19 protein-coding genes are annotated in these 21,687 nt (G+C 30.9%); 2 read left to right on the top strand and 17 right to left on the bottom strand.

Annotation, left to right across the window (positions count from 1 at the left end; all coding sequences use genetic code 11):
• Positions 1–493: 493 nt before the first annotated feature.
• Positions 494–1,726, bottom strand: a complete 1,233-nt coding sequence (locus BQ5367_RS11665) for an ATP-binding protein (protein WP_071442649.1) — start codon at positions 1,724–1,726, stop codon at positions 494–496.
• 188 nt (positions 1,727–1,914) lie between these two features.
• Here BQ5367_RS11665 and BQ5367_RS11660 point away from each other — a divergent pair, with 188 nt between their 5' ends.
• Positions 1,915–3,174, top strand: coding sequence for a methionine gamma-lyase family protein (locus BQ5367_RS11660; RefSeq protein WP_071442648.1), 1,260 nt, complete (start codon positions 1,915–1,917; stop codon positions 3,172–3,174).
• Here the strand turns inward: BQ5367_RS11660 and BQ5367_RS11655 are convergent.
• The 16 genes from BQ5367_RS11655 to BQ5367_RS11585 all read right to left on the bottom strand — a co-directional run bounded on the left by BQ5367_RS11655 (position 3,171) and on the right by BQ5367_RS11585 (position 19,941).
• Positions 3,171–3,917 (bottom strand): SDR family NAD(P)-dependent oxidoreductase, encoded by a 747-nt coding sequence (locus BQ5367_RS11655; protein WP_071442647.1) that lies wholly within the window; start codon positions 3,915–3,917, stop codon positions 3,171–3,173. The genes BQ5367_RS11660 and BQ5367_RS11655 overlap by 4 nt on opposite strands.
• Positions 3,918–3,936: 19 nt before the next feature.
• Positions 3,937–4,494: an elongation factor P gene (gene efp / locus BQ5367_RS11650; RefSeq protein WP_071442646.1), complete on the bottom strand. Its 558-nt coding sequence runs from the start codon at positions 4,492–4,494 to the stop codon at positions 3,937–3,939.
• Positions 4,495–4,570: 76 nt separating this feature from the next.
• Positions 4,571–5,797, bottom strand: a complete 1,227-nt coding sequence (pnuC, locus tag BQ5367_RS11645; protein WP_071442645.1) for a nicotinamide riboside transporter PnuC — start codon at positions 5,795–5,797, stop codon at positions 4,571–4,573.
• Positions 5,798–5,959: 162 nt separating this feature from the next.
• Complete coding sequence (locus BQ5367_RS13875) at positions 5,960–7,123, bottom strand: DUF2075 domain-containing protein (protein ID WP_235858767.1); 1,164 nt, start codon at positions 7,121–7,123, stop codon at positions 5,960–5,962.
• Between the two features lie 67 nt (positions 7,124–7,190).
• Positions 7,191–7,814: a hypothetical protein gene (locus BQ5367_RS13870; RefSeq protein ID WP_235858766.1), complete on the bottom strand. Its 624-nt coding sequence runs from the start codon at positions 7,812–7,814 to the stop codon at positions 7,191–7,193.
• Complete coding sequence (locus tag BQ5367_RS11635) at positions 7,811–8,125, bottom strand: nucleotide pyrophosphohydrolase (protein ID WP_071442644.1); 315 nt, start codon at positions 8,123–8,125, stop codon at positions 7,811–7,813. The genes BQ5367_RS13870 and BQ5367_RS11635 overlap by 4 nt, the downstream gene beginning before the upstream one ends.
• A 572-nt stretch (positions 8,126–8,697) precedes the next feature.
• Entirely contained in the window at positions 8,698–10,611 is a 1,914-nt protein-coding gene (locus tag BQ5367_RS11630) for a UvrD-helicase domain-containing protein (RefSeq protein WP_071442643.1), read from the bottom strand.
• 16 nt (positions 10,612–10,627) lie between these two features.
• Complete coding sequence (locus tag BQ5367_RS11625; protein ID WP_071442642.1) at positions 10,628–12,550, bottom strand: ATP-dependent nuclease; 1,923 nt, start codon at positions 12,548–12,550, stop codon at positions 10,628–10,630.
• 367 nt (positions 12,551–12,917) lie between these two features.
• Positions 12,918–14,147 carry a hypothetical protein gene (locus tag BQ5367_RS11620; RefSeq protein WP_071442641.1) on the bottom strand — a complete coding sequence of 410 codons (1,230 nt, stop codon included), beginning with the start codon at positions 14,145–14,147 and terminating at the stop codon, positions 12,918–12,920.
• Between the two features lie 106 nt (positions 14,148–14,253).
• On the bottom strand, positions 14,254–14,652 hold the full coding sequence (locus BQ5367_RS11615; RefSeq protein WP_071442640.1) for a hypothetical protein: 399 nt from the start codon (positions 14,650–14,652) through the stop codon (positions 14,254–14,256).
• Positions 14,633–15,616 (bottom strand): DUF4365 domain-containing protein, encoded by a 984-nt coding sequence (locus BQ5367_RS11610; RefSeq protein ID WP_071442639.1) that lies wholly within the window; start codon positions 15,614–15,616, stop codon positions 14,633–14,635. Before BQ5367_RS11610 ends, BQ5367_RS11615 begins: the two co-directional genes overlap by 20 nt.
• A gap of 285 nt (positions 15,617–15,901) precedes the next feature.
• Positions 15,902–16,336: a very short patch repair endonuclease gene (locus BQ5367_RS11605; RefSeq protein ID WP_071442638.1), complete on the bottom strand. Its 435-nt coding sequence runs from the start codon at positions 16,334–16,336 to the stop codon at positions 15,902–15,904.
• A gap of 10 nt (positions 16,337–16,346) precedes the next feature.
• Positions 16,347–17,861, bottom strand: coding sequence for a Sau3AI family type II restriction endonuclease (locus tag BQ5367_RS11600; protein WP_071442637.1), 1,515 nt, complete (start codon positions 17,859–17,861; stop codon positions 16,347–16,349).
• A 54-nt stretch (positions 17,862–17,915) separates the two neighbouring features.
• A complete protein-coding gene (dcm, locus tag BQ5367_RS11595; RefSeq protein WP_071442636.1) occupies positions 17,916–19,133 on the bottom strand; it encodes a DNA (cytosine-5-)-methyltransferase in 1,218 nt (405 codons plus the stop codon).
• A 161-nt stretch (positions 19,134–19,294) separates the two neighbouring features.
• Positions 19,295–19,456 (bottom strand): helix-turn-helix domain-containing protein, encoded by a 162-nt coding sequence (locus tag BQ5367_RS11590; protein WP_071442635.1) that lies wholly within the window; start codon positions 19,454–19,456, stop codon positions 19,295–19,297.
• A gap of 134 nt (positions 19,457–19,590) precedes the next feature.
• The gene (locus BQ5367_RS11585) at positions 19,591–19,941 is read right to left on the bottom strand and encodes a hypothetical protein (protein WP_071442634.1); all 351 of its coding nucleotides are present in this window, start codon (positions 19,939–19,941) and stop codon (positions 19,591–19,593) included.
• A gap of 181 nt (positions 19,942–20,122) precedes the next feature.
• On the opposite strand from BQ5367_RS11585, the gene BQ5367_RS11580 reads away from it, so the two are divergent.
• Positions 20,123–21,574, top strand: a complete 1,452-nt coding sequence (locus tag BQ5367_RS11580; RefSeq protein ID WP_071441052.1) for a transposase — start codon at positions 20,123–20,125, stop codon at positions 21,572–21,574.
• Positions 21,575–21,687: the final 113 nt, after the last annotated feature.

Below are 21,687 nucleotides of genomic sequence, written 5' to 3'. Positions count from 1 at the left end.
AATGAAAAATATTAAGAATTCTACTTAATATAGCCTTCCTGTCCATTGGTCTGTCCTCCTCTTGTTAATTTCATTATAAACTAGCTAAATTAATTGTCAATAATACACATAACAATAATACATTGTTTTATTTACATTATTTTGTCTATTTTTAGATTCTAAGCTTAACTCATTTTTTTCTTAATATTTTCGTTCTTTTCAAGAATACTGTTGATCATTATATGCCAAAGCTTTTGCGTTAATATTTACCATAAACTTAAAATATTCATTGTGATTTGCTAAATAATGAATATTCTTTACTTTCTCATAAAGACAAAAGAAATCTAAATTTCCTTACTTATGTATATATCAGCGATTTGTTTGAAAAGAGCGAATATTTTAATATAAAAAACAATTATTGTTTAAATAAGAGATGGTTTCTGAGTTATTTTAGGTGTATGAATCTTATTTGATACACCCCAATATTTTTATTACTTTTTTAATAATATATCATTTAAAATTGTTCGTTGTTTTTCATGAAATCTATGATATTGATATGTTTGATTCCATTTCTTTTCTGTAATAAATAATCTGTCGTCGCTACATATTTTGGATAATTATCTCTGATTTGTTCCAACGGTCTATATTCTCTATCTTCGGTATCTTTACTTAACATTATTGTATAGGATACCTGGAGATAAGAATAATTTAATTCTCTATCACGTAATATAAAATCGCATTCCAACTTACCAATTCTTCCCACACTTATAGAATAATCATGACTTCTTGCATAGATATATACAATATTTTCTAAACAAGGGCCATAATTCATCTGATTATCCGTATTCAATGCATAATAAAAACTTAAATCTGCTATATAATATTTCTTTTCACCTTTTATAGCTTTTTTTGATTTCATATCATATCTGGAACACTCATATATGATCTTGGCATCTAGTAAAGCTTGAATATATTTAGAAAGTGTTGTCTTGCTAATTAAAATACCATTTTTTCTTAAAGCACTTAAAATACTATTTATACTCATGAATGATCCAAAATTATTAATCACAAAATTCTTAACAATTTCGAAGTGATTTCTATCTCTAATTTTAATTCTTTTAAGTATATCCTTTTCAAATATTTCCTTTATAACACTTTGAGTATATGTTCTTTTATCACCTAAATTATCGAATTGTATTGCACGTGGAAAGCCGCCTTCCATAATATATGAGTTGAGTTCTTCTAAAGGGTTCGTGTGAATTGTCTTATTATAGAATTTTTTCATATTTTCATACTCTTCAAAACTTAACGTAAATATTTCAAATTCAATATACCTTCCCGTTAATTTTGTCATTAACTCACCACTTAATAAATAAGAATTAGAACCGGTTATAAATATTGAATAATCGCCATCATTTCTAAAACTATTTATAACATCTTCAAATTTATCTACATTCTGTATTTCATCGATAAAAAGATATTTTAAGCCCTTAATACCAGAAGTTTTATTTTCAATAAGTGATTCTAGCTGATCAGCATTTTTTAATTTTCTAAATTCCCTTTGGTCTAAATCTAGATATATGATATTCTCTTTTGGTACCCCTTTTGATATGATTTCATCAGCAATTGTTTGCATCAATGACGATTTTCCGCATCTGCGTACTCCTGTTATTACTTTAATGATATCATCCGCATTATAAAAACCTCTAATCTTTTTTAAATAATTTTCTCTTTTATATAATTTCATCACGTATCACCAATATCATTATAGCACAACATAGGAATTTAACGTTACCATTTTTGACAAAATCGCAAAAACGGTAACGTTAACTAGCTATTTTCTTAGATTCTTTCATTATTTCTTTACTGATATCAATGCAAATTATCAAGATTCGTGTATAATATACAAGGAATTATTTTATGGGAGGTTTTTATATGATACTCGAACAAATCAATCCTCAACTTCTTGCCCTAGCTGAAGAATCGGATGTAGTTTTAAAAGATATTTATAAAAAGATTGATACGATTTGTTTATCAAATTCCAATCGTATCTTATCTGCTTTTATAGAAAACAGAGTTTCTTATTCAGATTTTAGTGATATTAATGGGTATGGAAACTATGATGAAGGAAGAGATAAATTAGAAAAAATATTTGCTACGGTACTCGGCTGTGAAGATGCTTTAGTACGTCCACAGATCATGAGTGGTACAAATGCTATTTATTTAGCTCTTTCTGCATTATTAAAACACGGAGATACGATAATTTCATTATCTGGGACTCCTTATGATTCACTGCAGGAAATGATTGGTATCATTGGTCATTCAAGTCAATCGTTAAAGGCAAACGGTGTTCACTATGAGCAAATAGAATTGGTTGATGATGATTTTGATGACGAGAAGATTATTGAACGATTGAAAGAGAACAACGTCAAACTTGTTGAAATTCAACGTTCAAGAGGATATTCACATCGTAAATCACTCTCTATTTCAAAAATTGAACGTATCATTTCTAAAATACGTGAAGTGAATCAAGATGTCATTATCATGGTTGATAACTGTTATGGAGAATTAGTAGAAACAAAAGAACCAGGCCATGTTGGTGCAGATGTCGTTGTTGGCTCTTTGATGAAAAACCTTGGAGGTGGAATTGCACCTACCGGAGGATATGTCGCAGGAAATCAAGAACTGATTCATATGGTTGCTGAACGATTAACAGCACCTGGAATTGGAAAAAGTCTTGGAGCTAATTTCAACTTAAACAATTCTTTTTTCAAAGGTCTCTTTATGGCTCCTAATGCTGTGAAAAATGCTTTGAAAACTGCCGTGTTTACCTCTTATATATTAGAAAAATTAGGATATTCAAACATCTCCCCTCGTTATGATGAACCACGAACAGACATCATTCAAACGATCGAATTAAAAACGAAAGAGAATTTGGTCAATTTTACTCAAGGCATTCAACAGACAAGCCCTATTGATTCATTTGTACGAGTTTTACCTGCTCCTATGCCTGGTTATCCTTTTGATGAAGTCATGGCAGCAGGAAGTTTTACACAAGGAAGTACCATCGAATTAAGTGCTGATGCTCCTGTCATTGAACCTTATACATTATACATGCAAGGTGGATTAACCTTTGAATATGGAAAACTATCTATTTTACTTGCATTAACTAACATGAAAAGGAAGTTGGATTAACAACTTCCTTTTTGTCCGCCATCGATTCGAATGACTGTATTATTGATAAAATCAGCTTCATCACTTATTAGAAACTTAACTAAATAAGCAACATCTTTAGGGTCCCCATATCGGTTGACCATAATTTTTTCAACTTCTTCTTTTAGAAATTCCTCATCATATCCATCCAGTTCATTTTCTGTGCCAATAAAACCTGGAGCAATACAATTCACATGAATATATGGTGCAAATTCAAAAGCAAGATTATGCGTCAACGAAATTAAGGCAGCCTTAGATGCATCATAATCAATACACATTGGATAATATGTATTAATACCGTTTGTTGAAGAGATATTGATGATCCTTCCATATTCTTGATCTAACATATGTCGATAGACTCTTTTACTGCAATTAAAAGCCCCTACGACATTTACATCCAATGTCTTTCTAAATTCATCAGCATTTTTTAAATGAAATAAATTTGATAAGTCAATGGCAGCATTATTGATCAGAATATCGACACCACCTAATTCTGATTCAATCAAAGATACCATTTTATCTACTTCATCCTCTTTCGAAACATCTGCCTGAATAGCCAAGCATCGCACACCATAATTTTTAATGATGGCATCTTTTAGTGCATGAGCTTCTGATTCAGATGTTAAATAATTGATGACGATATCATAACCTTGTTTCCCTAGTTCTAAAGCAATTGCTTTCCCTATTCCTTTAGCACCACCGCTAATCAATACAACTTTGTTCATAATTTTAAAAAGAGCTTAATTAAGCTCTTCCTGCATATTTACCATCTGTTGTAAATACAACGATTTTTTCTCCCTGTTCAATGAACTGAGGAACACGTAAAGATAATCCAGTTTCTGTAACAGCATCCTTTGTCTGATTTGATGGTGCGCCTTTGATTGCTGGATCTGTCTGTGTAATCGTTAATTCTACTTTTTCTGGAACAGATACGGATAAAAGTAATCCTTCAAAGAACATCAGTGATACTTCTGCCCCTTCAATGATGTAATATTTGTTATCCCCTACCTGATCTTCTGTCAATTCATATGTTTCATAAGTTTCCATATCCATAAAATAATAAGTAGAATCTGCCATATATGAATATTGAGCAGCTTTTTTGGAAATATTTGCTGGTTCAAACTTCGTAGAAGCATTAAAGTTTTTCTCTTGAACTGCACCCGTCTTTAAATTTTTCATCTTTGTCTTTAAGATGGCAGCACCTTTTCCTGGTTTTACATGTTGAAAATCTAATACCTGACAAGGATCACCATCAACAATTAAAGTTAATCCTGTTCTAAAATCACCTGCTGAAATTGCCATAATTTTTTTCTCCTAACCTTTCATTTTTTCTTTACATATTCATTTTAACAATTTTAGTCTTATTCCTCAAGACTAATTAGGATATTTGTGCCGGTTTTTCCGTTGTATGTGATTGAATATACTTGGTCCACTTGATATATCCATAAGTCGTATTTGTGAAATAGCCAAGCTTTAAAACCAATAAAACATACTGTCCGGAAACAATATTTATCATTGCTTCAAGGAATGCACAAATGTACCATGCTATCCATTGTTCCCGTAGTCTAAAGAAAATAAACAATCCATTTGCAATTCCTACAGCTGATGCACAAGCATCAATATAGATAATTGCTGTTTCTAAAGATTCATTGTTATAGAAATCCGTTGCGATATCTAATCCACTAATCAAATATCCAACAACAAATGTCCAGATAATGATTCCAAGAATTACCAAAACTTCCTGATATCCTTTTAGTTTTCGAACCACGGTCAGTTCATTTTCTTCATCATCCTTGTGTTTTGACCAGTTTATAAAGCTAATAATATCGATTGGCAGCCAGAAGAACAGGGTTGTTGCCATTGTCGCAAATCGATACATTAAAACGATACAAGAGATAATTTCTACAATTTCTACCAAAACAGAAACAAGGAAATTATATCTCGATTGTTTCGAAATCAATAACTCACAAAGAATATTCAAGAACGTATCTAACAGATAAAGCAGCATGATGACAATTCCATTGACACCATTGGCGCTTTCTTCTGGAAAAATAACTGAGATAATTGTTGCCAATACCATAATTGACATAAACCATGATTTTTCATATGTAGTAAACTGTTTTGAAAATAACATCATGATCAAAACTGATAACATCAAAATAAAAGAAGCAATTCCTAAATTAAACAATTGTGTTAATTCATTTGCTCTTACTTGCTGATAAGAATACTGTACTTCATCATCACTAATATCTTGATGGTCAAAATATAATTTTGTTCCATTATCTGTTTCAAATTCATATGCTGTAATTGTATCACTCTCTAATTTCTCATATTCTTCATATGTATAAGATACAACTAATTCCTTATCACCATTTCTATAGGTAACATCACAAATCGTGTTATCCTCACTGTAATCTTCTAGTTCTGTATCTCTTGTCATTTCTATACTCTGGACAAATTGAATTTCATCAACATGAGAATTAATTTCAATCGCCCCATATCCGATTGAAACGATAGAAACAATACATAATAAAATTGAAAAGATAATTTCAAACATTCTTAACCCCTTTTTAGGTTCTATGTTTTGTTTAAAAAACTGAATCATATCATACCCTCTTTCTAATGAATTGCATTTTATTATGCGCCTCACTATTATAATCTATTTTGTTAGAATATGGTAGGATTTATTTTTAAACTATAATTTGTTTTTCAATATTATCGATTAACGATTCAAAATTTATCCCACAAATTCTAATCCACACAAATTTTATTTCATTAATCTTTCTTTTAAATACAATTTTAAATTCTCATCAACACAATAGATATAACATCCTTTTTGACCTCTTGTTAATAATGTTCTATATGTATTTTTTATAATTTTATCTGCAATATCTTTAGCTTTATCTTTATCTTTCTTATATAAACCTTTCAAGCCTTTAATAGATTGATCTGTACTAGCCCTTTTCATAAAATCAGTAATGATACCATTGTCATATCGCATATCTTCACCAATAATAACGCCAACATAATCAAACTCAAGCCCTTGACATGTGTGAATACAGCCTATTTCATTTACAGATTCAGGATCGATGGCCCATGTTGAAGAAGATCCAAGATTCCATGACATTCCAAAATCTCCAATTTGTATATCATGAACATGACTATCATTTTTTCCTTCTTTAATCCATTTCCAACAATAACCAGCAACCATTCTCGATTTATTATTAATTTTATTTTTCTCTAAAATTAATTGTCTTACTTCATCTGGAGTATCACAAATGCGAATATCATAATCACAATCAAAGTCATCTGTTGCTTCTGGATTGATTTCCAAGACATTATCTATCCATGAAAGATAAGAGTCACTACCATTGCATCTAAATTGTGATATCAGTGTATCTTCATATACTTGAGCATCAAAGAAACGACACCATTTTTTTATTTCATTCGTACATCCGATATCTTTAGTAGTTACGATTTGAAAATCATCAACAAAGAATATATTTGTTTTCGCTGCATTTATAATTTCTTTTATTTGGTTTTCCCCTAAATTTTGAAACATTCCAGATTTTTCGTTCAACCGATGGGCCTCATCGACAATTAAACAATCAAAATCATCTGATATAGCTTCTGTAAAAGCTCCTGATCCTTTAAATAGATTATCTATATATGCTTTTCGATATTTTCCTTCAGTTAGTTTTTTGCGATAAACTTCTCTCGGTGCAGAATTTTTTGTTACATACATGACATTTTGATTCATGTTCAATATTGCAACAAGCATATTTATTGCTAAAACCGTTTTTCCAGTACCCGGACCTCCATGAATTATATATACTTTTTTCTTGTTTTGATTTCTTACAATTTCTAACGCTCTTTCAAACACTACTTTTTGTTCATCAATCAATGTAAATTCTCTATTACCTTTTAACATAGATGATAAACTATCTTGTAAAGATTTACTAGGAACAATTCTTCCTTGTTCGATATGATAAAGTACATCAGGATTCCCTTTTTTTTATATATTTTGAAATAAACTTTGCTAATTTATCTGTATCTCCTCTGGTGAATACTGGTGCCTTATCAATATAATATTCATAACATGAATCTGTTAAGTCATCATGCTCTTGAAGTCTATAATTGTGTAAATAAGCGCATGGTTGTAAATTGATTTTATATTTTCTAACATCTTCATTATAGTCTTCGATCATACTTACGTAAAACCAAGCCTGATAAGAAGGGTGCGTTGTCTCCACCATTCTTCCTTGTAAATGAGTTTTGACAACCGCTTCTTTGGAGTCCACTTTTTCTAATTTTTGCCACTGTTTCAGTTCTATAATAACCGCACTTTCTCGTCCTAATCCATCCTCACCGCTAATTATGAAGTCTACTCGCTTATTTGAATTAGGTATCCTATACTCTATTGCAATTACACTATCATCTGGAATACTTTTTTCCTCTAAAACTTTATACATGTATTGCATCGAATTCATCCAAGATAAAAATTCATTATGTGCAGTTTTTTTGTGTAATCTTTCAAGTACTTTTCTTTCAATTTTCTCTTCAATCAAATCCAGTCTAACATCATTTAAAAATTTCTTTTTTGTTTCTTGGTATACAATCATAATTCGTTATACTTCTTTGAATTTCCTTTTGCTTTTTCGACTGGATATTTTTGACGATTTTTCTCTAATTTATCTAACACTATTGTTTCTAAATCCACTTGCAATTGATTAGCCATTACAATGCAATAATTCACTACATCGGCTAATTCTTCACACACTTTTTCTTTATCATAGTTATTATTCCATTGAAAGCATTCCAATAATTCTACTGCTTCTATGACAATAGATTTTGCTAAATTTTCAGGTGAATGAAATTGATCCCACTCTCTTTCTTTATTAAACTCTATGATTTCTTTTATCGCTTTTTGCATGAAACATCCTCCCTCTATATTCTATAATATTTGAAGTTCAACCTATATTATTTTTTTCCATCTTCACAAATTCCATTCCCCCTATACTATTTATAATTATATATTTTATTTATGGTCATTTATATACTTTTCTTTCACTTTTAAAATTTTTTTATCAAGCTCTTACTTTAATTTAGTCATTTTCAAGATAAATCACTAAATTAAAATGTAAATGATCAAATTAAAAGAAGTAGGTTACCCTACTTTCATTAAAAAAATCTCTTTACCTTTATTTCAGTAAAGAGATCTTATTATTTTATATACAACCTGCAAGCCACCGGGTACAATTCATTTATTCGAACTCCGAAACGAAATGATTATAATGAACATATTTGTTAACATATATATCAAGAAAAACTCTAATTTTATGTATCTTATTCAACCTATTATACATATATTTATATTTTGGTAGCACAATGGTATCAAGTATATATGCCTTCAAAGTTATTTGTCATTCAGCTACCTTCAAAATTTCTATTTTGTAAATCATTCCGTATCACATAATTATGCTATGCTTTAACACGAACAAATACTTATTTTCTCAAATCAATAATTTCCCAATCATCCTTGAATACTTCTTGACTTTTTTCATAAGTTTTAGCTTGCATTGCAACACATAACAGTTTCTTTGCTCTACTCATGCCAACATAAGCAAGCTTTCGACTATACTCAAACAACTCCGAATCACCGCATTTGCCTACACCAAAATATGGAAGAATTCTATTTAAGTCAGATGATCCTTGTCTGTCGGTTTCAAGATAAAGAGTTGCATCATGTGTTTCACCTTTTACTCCATGAATAGTATCAAATTCTATTCTACGTCCTCTTATTGGATCAATATATATGTTTTTTTCCGACTTTTGCACCTGATTTCCAGCGGCATTTTCATCAAGAAAAGCCTCTGGTAGCAAAGCAAAAAAATCATCTATATCTGGATTCTTAACTTTCAAAATTTTATTTATATTTTGACGCATCAGAGAGTCAATATTCTCCCTATCAAAATTCTGAATCCTAGACAATTCATAAATCCACTGGCTATATTCTTCTCTATATTCATTAGTAAGCTTTCTTCTTATTGTATACACAGAATATTCTCTGCCCGAACTTGGAGATTTAATTTTTATATAATGAAATATGCAACATAAAATTTCACGAACAGTATATTCTACTTTATACAAATTACCCTCTAATAAATTTGTAGCAATATCATCTATTAATTTCCAATACTTGTGTTTTGCTTGATTTTTAACGGAACTATCAAATTCTGTCCAATAGCTTCCTATTTTAAGTCCTGGGGAGTCTTTATTTCTAATAGCACCAATAGCTTTATATATAGCTTTATTATCATAAAGACCATGGCTCTCTAAAACACCTATGAATTCGCTAATTACTCTGTCAATTTTATCAGGATCAAAGACAAGTAATATTGGCTTTAATCCTGTATTGCCTACAGATGTAATGATAGTTTCATCGGATTTCTTTAATTTACATATCACATCTGCAATTTCCTGGCTATATCTACAAGAAGTTTGTATCGGCAAAAAACCGTCCTGTGGCACCCAATCTGACACTTTGACTTTTGAAGAATTATAAATAGCTTGATCTGGATCTCCTATTTTGATTAATGTACATTTTTGTGGGTTAAATATTGCAGAGATGACTTGTCGTTGAATAATATCACAATCTTGATATTCATCAATAAAGACATACTGGAAACGTAATGAAAATAAATCTTGATACGTTTCAGATAGAACACTTACAGCCTGATTAGCATATAAATATGCATCTTTGTATCGTATTATACCTTCGTATTTTAAAAGATCAATAATTAAGTCTTTGTACTGTTTAGTAGAAGGTTTATCTCCAAGAGCTAACGCATTTTTTTGCTTACCTACACAAAGAGCTCCATCATCACGTATATAAAATTCCTGTATATATTCGAGTAGATTATTAAATTGACCACCAGTTTTAAATCTATTCTTTATTAAATAATCAAGAGCATTATACTTCTTGATGTTTTGCATCCTGTCTAGCATATGCTGCGCATAAGTATGATTGTCAACCACTTGTACATTACGACCAGAAATATTTCTCAAATATGGCATAGTAACAAATTTATCAACAAATGATTGAATCGTTCCGATATAATTTGGATAGCTAAAAAGTTTATCAGCATAACTTGATAGACGTTTTTTTATTTCCTCTACAGCAACATTAGTGTGAGATAGAACACAAATTCCTGCACCTTTTTCAAATGGCATCCGATCACTCAATAGTTTCAATTTTGCAAGAAGGACAGTTGTTTTACCACTTCCCGGGCAAGCAGATATATCGGTGGAATGCCAACAACGAATAACATTTCTTGCATCTTCTTGAAAGTGTGCTCCTTCTGGCAAAAGAAGATTCTCAATTGATTCAATATCTTTATCAGAAATTTCCAATTCCATAGTAGAATTCTCCTTTTTAATCTCTTTCTCCTGCAGCATATTTGATAGCTTTCACAATATAGCTTAAGAATTGATCTTCTTCAATTTTAGTTTTCAACTCTAATCTCTTTTCCTCATCTTTCTTTAAACTATACAAATCAAGATCAAACATCTTCTCTTGCGATAGTTCGCTTGGAATAACAGATATTCTCCAACGTAAGATTGATGCTAAACATTGAGAAACGATTGCTTTTAAGCTACTTTTCCCATCCCCATTGAGCATTAAATTGTAAATTTCATATGCTTTTTCTGCCTGAGATAAATCATGCCACTGCTTTTTTTCTTCTTCAACTATTTTGTTTGCTTCAGTGATTTTTTTATCAGTAAGTGAAATGTGTTCTCGTGCATTCAAAATTTTCTTTCCGTAATGAACCGCTTTATGGAAGTCTTCTGAAAGACTACTCATAGCAATACAATATTCCAACGTCCATCTAGGTGAAGTAAATCCGTGGACTGATCCTTCGGTGTATTTTTCATTTTTCTCTTTTTCGTTTTGCTCAGATTCAATTATTTTTTCATTGAACGTTTTTCTCTTTGTTACTGGGTCAACATCATATGGTTTTACATCACAATCTGTAATCACAGAAACTGGAATATTAATTGTTTGTCCATCTTCTCTTACCATAATCCTACTGTATCTAAGGAATGCAGTACTTCCAACATTTACAATGGATATCCCGTATTTTTCTAACGGATAACCTAAAATATCAGCAATTACAGGAATAAGTATATTCTCAGCGTCACCTTCTACCATTATAATGCCCTTAGCAAAAAATAAGTTAGCTTTTGTTGAATCGAGAAAACGCTGAAGAAACAAATAATCCCCTTTTTGAAGCCCTGTTTTTCCCTCAGCCAAATCATAACCAGCACCATCTTTCATTAATATCAAATTTTTAAGATTGATTTTTGAAGCAAGTATTGGACTATGTGTAGATATAATAATCTGAACATCATTCTCGTTATATTCGTTTTGAAGATAATTGATTAATCGAAGTTGAGCCTGTGGATGAAGATGTGCTTCCAATTCCTCAATAAGAGCCAATTTCATGCCACCATCGTTATCATCCTTAAGCAGTAATAGTTCTGCTGCAATAAATAACAGATTTAATTCTCCCAAACCTGGATTTATCTCTGGAGCATTCAAGGACAGAGATTCAAGTATAGACTTTAATTGAATATCTGATGTCTTAAACTCTGCGTTACTGGCTTGTCCTCTGTCATTAAACAATTCTAAATTATTACAGATTGTTTGAAGAATACACTTTCCCTCAGGATCATTCGTGAAATATTCCTCTATCTGCGTATTCGCTTCTTGAAAAATATCTTTGATAGCATGTTCTTTTTTGCCTTTGAAAACGGGGTGGCTAAGAAGTATTTGTGAAATTCTGGAACCTCGTCCAGAACTCATTTCACGTTTAGCGTCCCTAAGTGGTTTTAAGTAGACCGCTTTCAACAAATCTCTTGCTTTTCCATCAATTGAAACACTGTCATCTACATCCCCTACCCGTAATTCCTGAAATATTTTATGGCCTTCTTTCCATGCACGATAATGAAGTTCAAGTATGTATTCCACTTTTTCGCCATTCTTTTCAAATTTTAAATACTCGATAAAGTTTTTTGCTTCATTTTGAGTAAAATTCGTAATTCTACAATCAATTTTAAATTCGCTACACTCCTCTCCATGGGTAGACTTATAAAAATTATCATCCATAGGCCTAATATATTCATTACTTTGAGTTAACAAAACTAGCTTGAGTGCATCAATTACTGCAGTTTTTCCTGAATCATTTTCTCCTATCAAAGCATTTAATCCTTTATGAAAAGTAATATGCAATCCTGGAAGACCATCTTTAGATTTAAATCTACGGAAATTATATATTTTTAATTCAGATATAATCATAATGTTCCCTTCTATTTTTCCTTTCTTTTTTCGCTAATCATATAAATATAAGTTAAGCTACTAAATTATTCATTATTTTAAACCAAATTATATATCTGAGACATTCTTACGTAACATCTATTCTCGAATACGGTGCTCAATAATTTTTAATCATATTATTCCAAATTAAGTTTTTTAAAAAGAACTCTTGTAAATTTCCAAATTAAACTAACCGTATTTTAAAATACATTTTCTTATATCAAATATGATTTTAAATAATATCAATGATGCACTATTTATATATTTTAAGCATGTCAGAATACTCTGATTTATACTTTTTGTTGTGTGGATCTAGTTCAATTGCTCTATCAAAGTATTCAAACATTTTCTAATATTCCTTTTCAATAAAATAATAAACCCCTATATTCCACCAAGCATATGATGCAGTCGGTATATATATAGTTATCAATTTATTAGCTTTAAAAAATTCCTGATAATTGTGCTTTTCATAGTAATATTTGCTATGTTTAATTAGTCTTGATTCAACATTTTTTGAAAAATCATAAGTCTGATTATTATTTCGATTATAAAGAAATAGTTGCTTAGGAGTGTAATCACAATTAAATAATTCATCAAACAATTTAGAGAACTCCTTTAACTTATCATTAATAGCATCTATCGATAAAGGAGACTCAGGTACTTCATCACATAAATATTGTAATAAAATAGATATCGCTTCATCAAATGTAACTTTAGAAACAATTGGTTTTGGCAAATCAAAAAGTAAACTTCTCTCTCCTAAAGAAATATTCATCTCCTTAAAGTAATAATCAGAAACAGAGCAAATGTCTGATAAATCTCCTATATTGATTAATCCATTATTTTTATCAAACTCATCTAAAATCTCTTTTCTTTGTGTATTTATTACAACTCGGACTTCACTCTGATGTTCAAATCTAAGTTGTTTAAAAAATAATTCTTTTGGAGCTTGTTCTGCTAACATCCAATTTTTACTTCTATCTACATAATGAACCGGATTAATGATTATTTCATGATTATATACTCCTTGAGAACGCAATGACTTTCTAATTCTTTCAAAAAATTCTTTAGGCTTGTATATAAAAATATCAACAGGTTTTTCTTCATCATCAAGAGAATCATACCCCTCTTTAGTGACTTCAGTAAAATCTTGAAAATAACTTTTAGGTATCACGCCTTTTTTGAGATTATTTAAAAAATGATCTGTATATTCTTCTGAAAATAAGGATTTACTTAGTCCATACAAACAAAAAGAACGCAAATTTAAAATTTCATCGTCAAAAAAACAGAACTTATCGACTTCTTCAATATATTCACAAAACGAATTAGCTCTCAGTGATAAAAAAAATGCTTCAGCTCCATCTATGTTTTCTACAGCAGAATAGCAGCCCTCTAATTGATCGCCTTGACCATCTTTATCTATTTTTCGCCATTCCTTTGGAGTCCCAAATCTAATCAATCCTTTTTCAACAAATGCATCGGCATAATTCCTTATTGTGCAACGTAAAAGCATTATAGTCGGTGAATAATTCGTTGAAATCCCTTTATATCTTATATTTGGATGATGAATAAATACCATCAAATCACCTCTATTTCAAATTACACTTTCTCATAATTTATTGTTTCCATGAGTAAAGACTCTAATTCCTTCATATTTTATGAAATTTTCAATATATGTCATCACTTTAGTAACATCCTCCTATAGTTAAAATGATTTGTGTATGCTTATAACCTTTATTTTTATTACTACATTCCATAACTATGAAATAATCACTCTCATTTTTTGCTTTTACAACAATTCCTTGTGAAAAATCTGTTTTCCAAAGAGCTTTAACACCATAATATCTAGCTACAACTACATTTGTAGGATTTGGAGATTCAGTATCAAAGCCATTTTCGAATAACCAAGAATAATAATTTTTAATAGCAGGAGGTGGCCCCATAAAATGAAACGCCCTTACTATCGCCATTTGAAAATCCATCTCTTCTTCAATATCAATTAAATACTTTTCAGTGGAATCCAGACTATATCCATCGAAAGATTTTGTTCTTCCTGCATCTGTATTAAGTTTTATTTCTTTCATTTTCTTCTCCTTTCGGTCTTATATCAGTATGAGGTTGAATTTGTGATACATATTCATCCACGTTTAAAAATGATTTCCCTAATTCATTTAAACTAATATCCAACATATATTCAGCAACTTCACCTGAATGAATGATGCTTCTCATCGGATTTAATTTTTTTCGAAAATCCTCAAATTCATCACCTACAACCAACCATTCTCCAATTTCTTTATCAAAATAACAATGATACTCTCTCCAAAGACGTCTATCATATTCATAAAAAAAATCTTCATCTGCTGCAAAATCTGCCCAAGGAAATAACCGAGAAAACACCTCAACATAAGGTGTAAATGGAAACCAATATGGGTACGAATACTTTTTAATACTTTTTCCATCATTTACAATAAATTCCATATTTCCTCTTCCGTTGCTCTTATTTATCCATTCTTCTGAGTGTAGTTTTATTTGACCGCCATCTTGAATAATTTTCATAAAATTTTTTTGAGATAACAAAAAATTATAATTAGCAATATGATGCGGTAAATTCGTTAAAGAAATAAGTTTATTATTTGATACATTATCTAAAAAAATTTGAGTTAGAGGGACCTTCACAAAAAATCCTTTTCCTTTTCCATTATTGGTTCTTTCAATGCTTTCAGCAGTTAATTTTTGCCAAATACATAAATTATCATCTGGATTGTACAGAACAATTATGCATGGTAAAGTGTTCATGGTCCAATAGTTATACTGTCTTTCATCTATGTCACGAAATATAATATAATTACCTTTTTTTTCTTTAAACCAACTTATTCCTGATTTTATTTGTAAAGCGAGAAGCTGTTTTGACTTTCCTGTTGGTTCTGTTAGCTCCATATGAGCATCAATACCTATATCATTTATCGGTTGCTCACGAAACATCCATTGGTTTCGTTCCGCAATCTCTCCAACATGATTAATCCCTATTCTTTCTGTTTTATTAGCCATAAGCATTCTCCTTTTTATCTCTAGTAATTTAGATACAACAAATCTATTGCTACTATTTTTCATAGTTTCATTTTATTAATTAACAATACACATTATTAAATTCTTACATAATTTCACAAACCCCTTATTGTATTGCCATATATTTATCTTGAAATCAAAAAAATAGTTTTTATCATTAATTTTCATTTCATCATATAGAATATAAATCTATTTTGAAATTTTAGGAGTCCATACCGTAAAAATATACTAATAAATCTCAATTAAACAATAGTCATTTAATACAGTCTATTCTCTGATATATATTTCATAAATGTTTTCTTCTATCTCATCTATACAGTATGGTAAATATCTTTTTACATCATTACTCCAAAAGTGTAATGGTGTCCAACCCATTTGATGAAGTAAACTGTCATTTCTTAGATCTCTTTGAATGTTCTCCTCAATCTTTTCAATCCAATAATCTTTATTGTTCTTAAGTTTATCTTTCGTTTTTTCGAAATCTTTCCCGTGCCAAAATTCGCCGTCAACAAATATTGCTATCTTATATTTTGGTAATGCTATATCAGGTGTCCCAGGTAATTTTTTATAATTCAATCGATAACGATACCCTTTATGCCATAAAGCTTTTGCAAGCACAGATTCAACCTTACTTTTTTTATGGCTCAACGCCTTCATACGCTTTGAAACTTCCGGAGTAGTTTTTAAATTTTGATGCTTCACATACATCACCTTACTTTAATTGTTTTAATATATATTGCTTGTTCAACCAAAAACTCTGTTTTGTCATCCATTCTCCATTTGGCAATTCATCTGCATCTCTTTCAACATTGCCTTTTAAAAATCCATCATTTAACTTATAAGCGGATTTCTGGGCATGAGGACGTATATGTATGATTTCAGTATCTTTCATTCCAGGTAAGTTATTCTTAACTTCTAATTCACCATCTAGATTTTTAACCTTTTTGAAAATCACTCCATTTTTGATTATATTTTTATAATTTTGCCATTCACTTTTCACAATCTCATTCAAATCATAGTAAGGCATGTGCCATAATTTTGCTTTCTGTAGTACATAAGCATCACTAACTTTTTGAAAAACGACAAATAAGAATTGCGTTGTATCAAAATAATTAAATACTGTAGAATCTTCCCATTCTTCTTGCACAAGTTCTTTGAATTTGAATGGTGCAAAAGACATGTTTTCTCTATTCTTTCCATTTTCTTCTATTCGTATGGTCTTAACTACGATATTTGCTTTTTGAAATTCTGCAGCATGATTACCTTTGATTCCTAACATTCGGAATGCAAGATCATTCCATTGTGCTTTGTTATTGTTATAAGGGCGATCATACATTTCACATAATTCTTTATCTGTCATGCCAATGTGCTTATTTATCAAAGATACAACATGCTCTTGGAAATTTGTTTTAATATCTCCTTTTATGATAGATTCACACGGCACATTGTTTTGAAGGATATAATTTTTCAAAACATAATTCATGTAAGATACTTTGAAACAATAATTTCTTTTCTTAGCTAAAGTATGATCACCATAATATTGCGGCCTCATGCTTTTTTTGGCAGTTGCACCTTTCGTACAAGCTCCCAGATACATCGTATCTCCTTCGCTTAATTCATGAGCTTTTCCTTGTTTGATTTTTTCATTGATCTGATTATAGTCATCGATGATGATCTTAAGATCATCCTTAGGCGGACTAAATAAATTTACAAATTTAATAACATAATCCAAACGTTCAATGGACTTGTCCCTCAAATAATGAATCAAAAGGATACATTTAATTTTTTTCCATACATGACTTTTATAGAAATCTTCTTCTACAGGTTCATTGTAAGAAATATTTGTTATGGACAGTCTTTCTCCTGCTCTATATTCACCTTTTTTCGTCTTATCAATAGGTGTTTGTTTTAATTCTAATCCTATCTTATTAAAATCCGCTTCTTGATTACCATTTGGATCATAACCAAAATAGTATTTTTCTATAAAATTACCCAATTGACCTTTCGCTTTGTCATTCAAAGATGCTCCAAAACCATATTCTACTGCTTTTTCTCTTATTACCATATTTTCAAAATTGGCATATGCATCATATATTTTCCCTCCATAACTTTTTATTGGACTTCTTTCATATTCATCCAATACCTCATGAAAGGTCATTCCTTCCAATTTTTTTGCATATGAATAAATACTATTGATATCTGTATCATCATAATCAAATAACTTCATATCTATCACCCTCTTTCCCTATATGCACAAAAATCTTATGCCTAAGACATAAGATCATTGTTCTTTATCGATTATTTTATCCAAAACTCTGGCCATTCTTGTGATCATTGGCACTACCAAAGCATTTCCCATGCAAAAGAATCTCATCCTATTAGGCATTCCACTATTAGTCCAATCGTCATCAAAACCTTGCAAACGTTCTGCTTCGATTGGAGTCAAAGTTCTCAATCTTCCTGTTCCAGGATCTGAAACGACATGTGTGCTTCTATTCAAAGTAGATTCGCTAGTAAGCATGGTTCTACCTGGTTTATCCCATGAATCCGGAAAAGCAATAGGACCCTCTGAAAAGACATACTCATGCCCTGTCTTAGATACACGATTTATTTTTTTCGCACCTTTCAAATAAGTCCATTTGCTCATTTTTTCGTTTGTTATATAAAAACTTTCGTCAACATTAGACTGTAAGATATCTCCCAATAGTATAGGTGTCTCCATTACTGGAACGACATTATTTGTATATATTTCCCCGTTTCTCATCAATCCAGCGGACTTAAAATCAAATGAGAATTTATCTGTCATTTCTAATAAATCATTCATCAAAGTTCCTTCAAAACAATTTTCTACTTGTTCAATCGGAAATGATTTCGCCATGAATCCATCTAAATTGATCAGTGATAATTCGTCCATTTCTTTTACTGAATCAGCATAAACCGTATCATTTCTATATGCAAAAATAAATACTCTTCTTCTGCGTTGTGCCGCACCATATTCAGCAGCATTTATTACTCTCCACTCAGCAGAATATCCTAAGGCATTCAAACAACTTAAGATGATACCAAAATCTCTCCCACGTTGCTTTGCTGGAGATTTTAATAATCTATCAACATTTTCAAAAATACAAAATGCTGGTCTCTTTGCTTCGATGGTATCTCTAATTTGCCACCATAGAACTCCTTTTTTTCCTTCGATACCTTTTGAACTAGATAACGATTGAGCTACTGAATAATCTTGGCAAGGAAATCCACCAACCAAAAGGGTATGATCTGGAATAGCATTTTTATCTACAGTAGAAATATCTTCACAAGTATGAAATTCCCCATTTATATCTGGTGAATCTCCAAAATGTTGCACATAGCACTGATTTGCCCATTGTGTTCTCGCCCCTGGTTCCCATTGTGAAAACCATGTAGTTTTCCATCCAGAATCGGCTCTTTCAAAACCTAATCTAAATCCTCCTACACCGGCAAATAATTCACATATTGTTTTGTTCATAAAGTCCTCCTAGTTTACACTTCTCACTTATTTTTTCGGAATCTAAGCTTTGCCTTGAACACTATCAAACGATAGATCATGATTCCATACCGAAATGAGCCTCAGCTCAAAAAAGAAAATCAATCAATAACTTCTATGATTTCATCAAAACTATTACAACCTCAAAACTTATAAATCTTTAATAAATTTTCCATCGAAATAGTCTCATTTTTTGACAACTTTGCTAAAGTCCCAGGAGAAATTCCAGCTTCTTTTGCAAATTCCGTCTTTTTCAAACCTTTATCAATTAATTTTTTGAATAAATCATTATAACTGACTTGCATATTGATTTTCCTTTCGACAATAAAATTATATCAATTATCATCATATAATTGAATAGTTTTTTCATATAATTGGATTTTTTATTTGTTAAATTGAAAAAGCCTCTGGGCTAGAGGCTTTTATTAACATTTATTCATCAACGTTGATACTGTTCAAGTTCCGCTCCATATGTTATTTCATTTAACACCATGCAACGAAGTTTTTTATTAATCTCACTAAATAACATAGATTTTTGTTTCTTATTTAGTTTTGAATAAGTTTCAACAATTTCCTTATCATGGATCAATATCGCTTGTGCCTGTGCAATAAATAAATCCAATGACATCTTAGCAACATTAGTGATGTCTTCTTCCAACAGACCTTCTTTGATTAGATAAATCAAATAATCTTTCTTATTATTTTCTAATATGAACTTTCTTTTTTCGATAAAGAAATCAATAAGATCATCGCTTAGATATTTTTCTTTAAATTCTTCATATAAAGTCATAATAATTTCTCCTTTTATTATTAGAGCGTGGTCGAAAACATTTTAACGGCTTGTTTACGCTCTTTTTTAATTGCCGTTTTTTTGAAATCCCCCCAACTTTTTTCACTTTTTGCTTGACAAATCGCCCTCGTTGCGGGCTCGCTTTGCTCGCCTTTCTGTAGTAAGTAGGTGGTGATTTTCAATGTTAATTTATTTCTCTTCGTCTCAAGATTACAAAGAATTTCTTAAGACAGAAAAGTCTTCTCTTTCAACTTCTGATCTTTTCAGACTTTCTTCTCCTAATTTTAAGTCTGCTATTCATAAGTTGTCTAAACTTGATGTCGACCTTGTCGCCGATATCATCTTTCCTTTATATTCTCCTTTGGGTCGTCCCGCTAACGATCCTGCTATCTATTTGCGTTCTGTCGTTTTGATGCTTCATCTTGGTTTTACTTCTCTTAAAAATTGGTGTTATGAAGTTCATCACGATAGGCTTCTTCAATATCTTATCGGTTCTTGGAATGTTCCTAACCATTCTTCTCATTACGATTTCATTAACCGTATCACTCATTCTTTTTCTCACCATAACGATCTTCTTCCTAAAGGCCTTTTTACGAATAAATCTAATTCTTCTAAACCTAAGAAAGGTGAAAAATTAATGAACTTCTCTAATGATGATACTTATTCTCTTTTCGATAATTACACTCATGATGGTTCTGTTTTTGACCGTGATCGTATGATTTATACTCTTCAATTACTTTTTAACGCTATTGCTGTCATTCCTTCTCATGACATGGGCTTTATTGATTCCTACAATCTTGTCTTTTCTGGTGATGGTTCTGCTTTTCATATTCATGCTTCTCCTTTTGGTCATCAAATCATTAAAGATGACAATATTTTAAACACTCATCGTTATAGCGCTAAAAACGCAGATTTTGGTTGGGACAGTGATCTTGGAATGTATTACTTCGGTTATACTCTCTATAACATTTCTTATCATAACCCTCTAATCCATACTGACCTTCCCGTCTTTATCGATTTAGAGAAAGCTTCTCGTCATGATGCTCTGTCTTCCATTTCCTCTACCGCTCGTTTCCTTGATATTAACCCTGAACTCTCTCCAAAATTCATGTGTTTCGATTCCGCAAGCGATTCTTCTGCCGTTTACCAATTTCTGCGTCACCATAATATTATCCCAATCATTGATTTCAATCAACGTAAATTGGGTAAAAATATTTATAAACACTTTGATTCTATTAGTGAAAACGGCAAACCAATTTGTGATTGTGGTGTTGAAATGTATCACTGTGGCTACGACTATCAAAGGCAAAGAAGAAAATTCCGTTGTCCTCTAAAAATGGGATTGATTGATTCTTGTCCACATGCAGATACATGTTCTCCTTCTCCATATGGTAGAACTGTTTACATTAACGATTCGCTTGATATGCGTCTTTTTGGCCCTGTTCCTTACAAAACAGATAAATGGAAAGAACTATACAAAAATAGAACTTGTACTGAGAGAATCAATAATAGAATTCTCAATGACTATCATCTTCATCAGATGAGAATTCGTGAAGACTCCAAAGCAGCTTTCTTTTCAATCTTTGCCGCCATCAATATTCATCTTGATGCTTGGATTAAAAATGAAACCTGATTTTCGCTAAATTTATTTTATTTCATTTGTGCACTTGTTTTTAGTGCGCTCATTTTTTTTATTTAACTTTTTTATTTAAAATCTCTTCTTTTTCTTTTCGATTAAGTACTACT

The organism is Traorella massiliensis (assembly GCF_900104665.1).
In the GTDB taxonomy this organism is placed as follows: Bacteria; Bacillota_I; Bacilli_A; order Erysipelotrichales; family Erysipelotrichaceae; genus Traorella; species Traorella massiliensis.
Note: the sequence above shows the minus strand (reverse complement) of the source record. Positions and strands in the feature narration are given on the sequence as shown.

Bases quoted from the DNA above. Each gene is read 5' to 3' on its own strand.
- BQ5367_RS11665 (WP_071442649.1), bottom strand. From the start codon at position 1,726: ATGAAATTATATAAAAGAGAAAATTATTTAAAAAAGATTAGAGGTTTT.
- BQ5367_RS11660 (WP_071442648.1), top strand. From the start codon at position 1,915: ATGATACTCGAACAAATCAATCCTCAACTTCTTGCCCTAGCTGAAGAA.
- BQ5367_RS11655 (WP_071442647.1), bottom strand. From the start codon at position 3,917: ATGAACAAAGTTGTATTGATTAGCGGTGGTGCTAAAGGAATAGGGAAA.
- efp (WP_071442646.1), bottom strand. From the start codon at position 4,494: ATGGCAATTTCAGCAGGTGATTTTAGAACAGGATTAACTTTAATTGTT.
- pnuC (WP_071442645.1), bottom strand. From the start codon at position 5,797: ATGATTCAGTTTTTTAAACAAAACATAGAACCTAAAAAGGGGTTAAGA.
- BQ5367_RS13875 (WP_235858767.1), bottom strand. From the start codon at position 7,123: ATGTTAAAAGGTAATAGAGAATTTACATTGATTGATGAACAAAAAGTA.
- BQ5367_RS13870 (WP_235858766.1), bottom strand. From the start codon at position 7,814: ATGATTGTATACCAAGAAACAAAAAAGAAATTTTTAAATGATGTTAGA.
- BQ5367_RS11635 (WP_071442644.1), bottom strand. From the start codon at position 8,125: ATGCAAAAAGCGATAAAAGAAATCATAGAGTTTAATAAAGAAAGAGAG.
- BQ5367_RS11630 (WP_071442643.1), bottom strand. From the start codon at position 10,611: ATGGAATTGGAAATTTCTGATAAAGATATTGAATCAATTGAGAATCTT.
- BQ5367_RS11625 (WP_071442642.1), bottom strand. From the start codon at position 12,550: ATGATTATATCTGAATTAAAAATATATAATTTCCGTAGATTTAAATCT.
- BQ5367_RS11620 (WP_071442641.1), bottom strand. From the start codon at position 14,147: ATGGTATTTATTCATCATCCAAATATAAGATATAAAGGGATTTCAACG.
- BQ5367_RS11615 (WP_071442640.1), bottom strand. From the start codon at position 14,652: ATGAAAGAAATAAAACTTAATACAGATGCAGGAAGAACAAAATCTTTC.
- BQ5367_RS11610 (WP_071442639.1), bottom strand. From the start codon at position 15,616: ATGGCTAATAAAACAGAAAGAATAGGGATTAATCATGTTGGAGAGATT.
- BQ5367_RS11600 (WP_071442637.1), bottom strand. From the start codon at position 17,861: ATGAAGTTATTTGATTATGATGATACAGATATCAATAGTATTTATTCA.
- dcm (WP_071442636.1), bottom strand. From the start codon at position 19,133: ATGAACAAAACAATATGTGAATTATTTGCCGGTGTAGGAGGATTTAGA.
- BQ5367_RS11590 (WP_071442635.1), bottom strand. From the start codon at position 19,456: ATGCAAGTCAGTTATAATGATTTATTCAAAAAATTAATTGATAAAGGT.
- BQ5367_RS11585 (WP_071442634.1), bottom strand. From the start codon at position 19,941: ATGACTTTATATGAAGAATTTAAAGAAAAATATCTAAGCGATGATCTT.
- BQ5367_RS11580 (WP_071441052.1), top strand. From the start codon at position 20,123: ATGTTAATTTATTTCTCTTCGTCTCAAGATTACAAAGAATTTCTTAAG.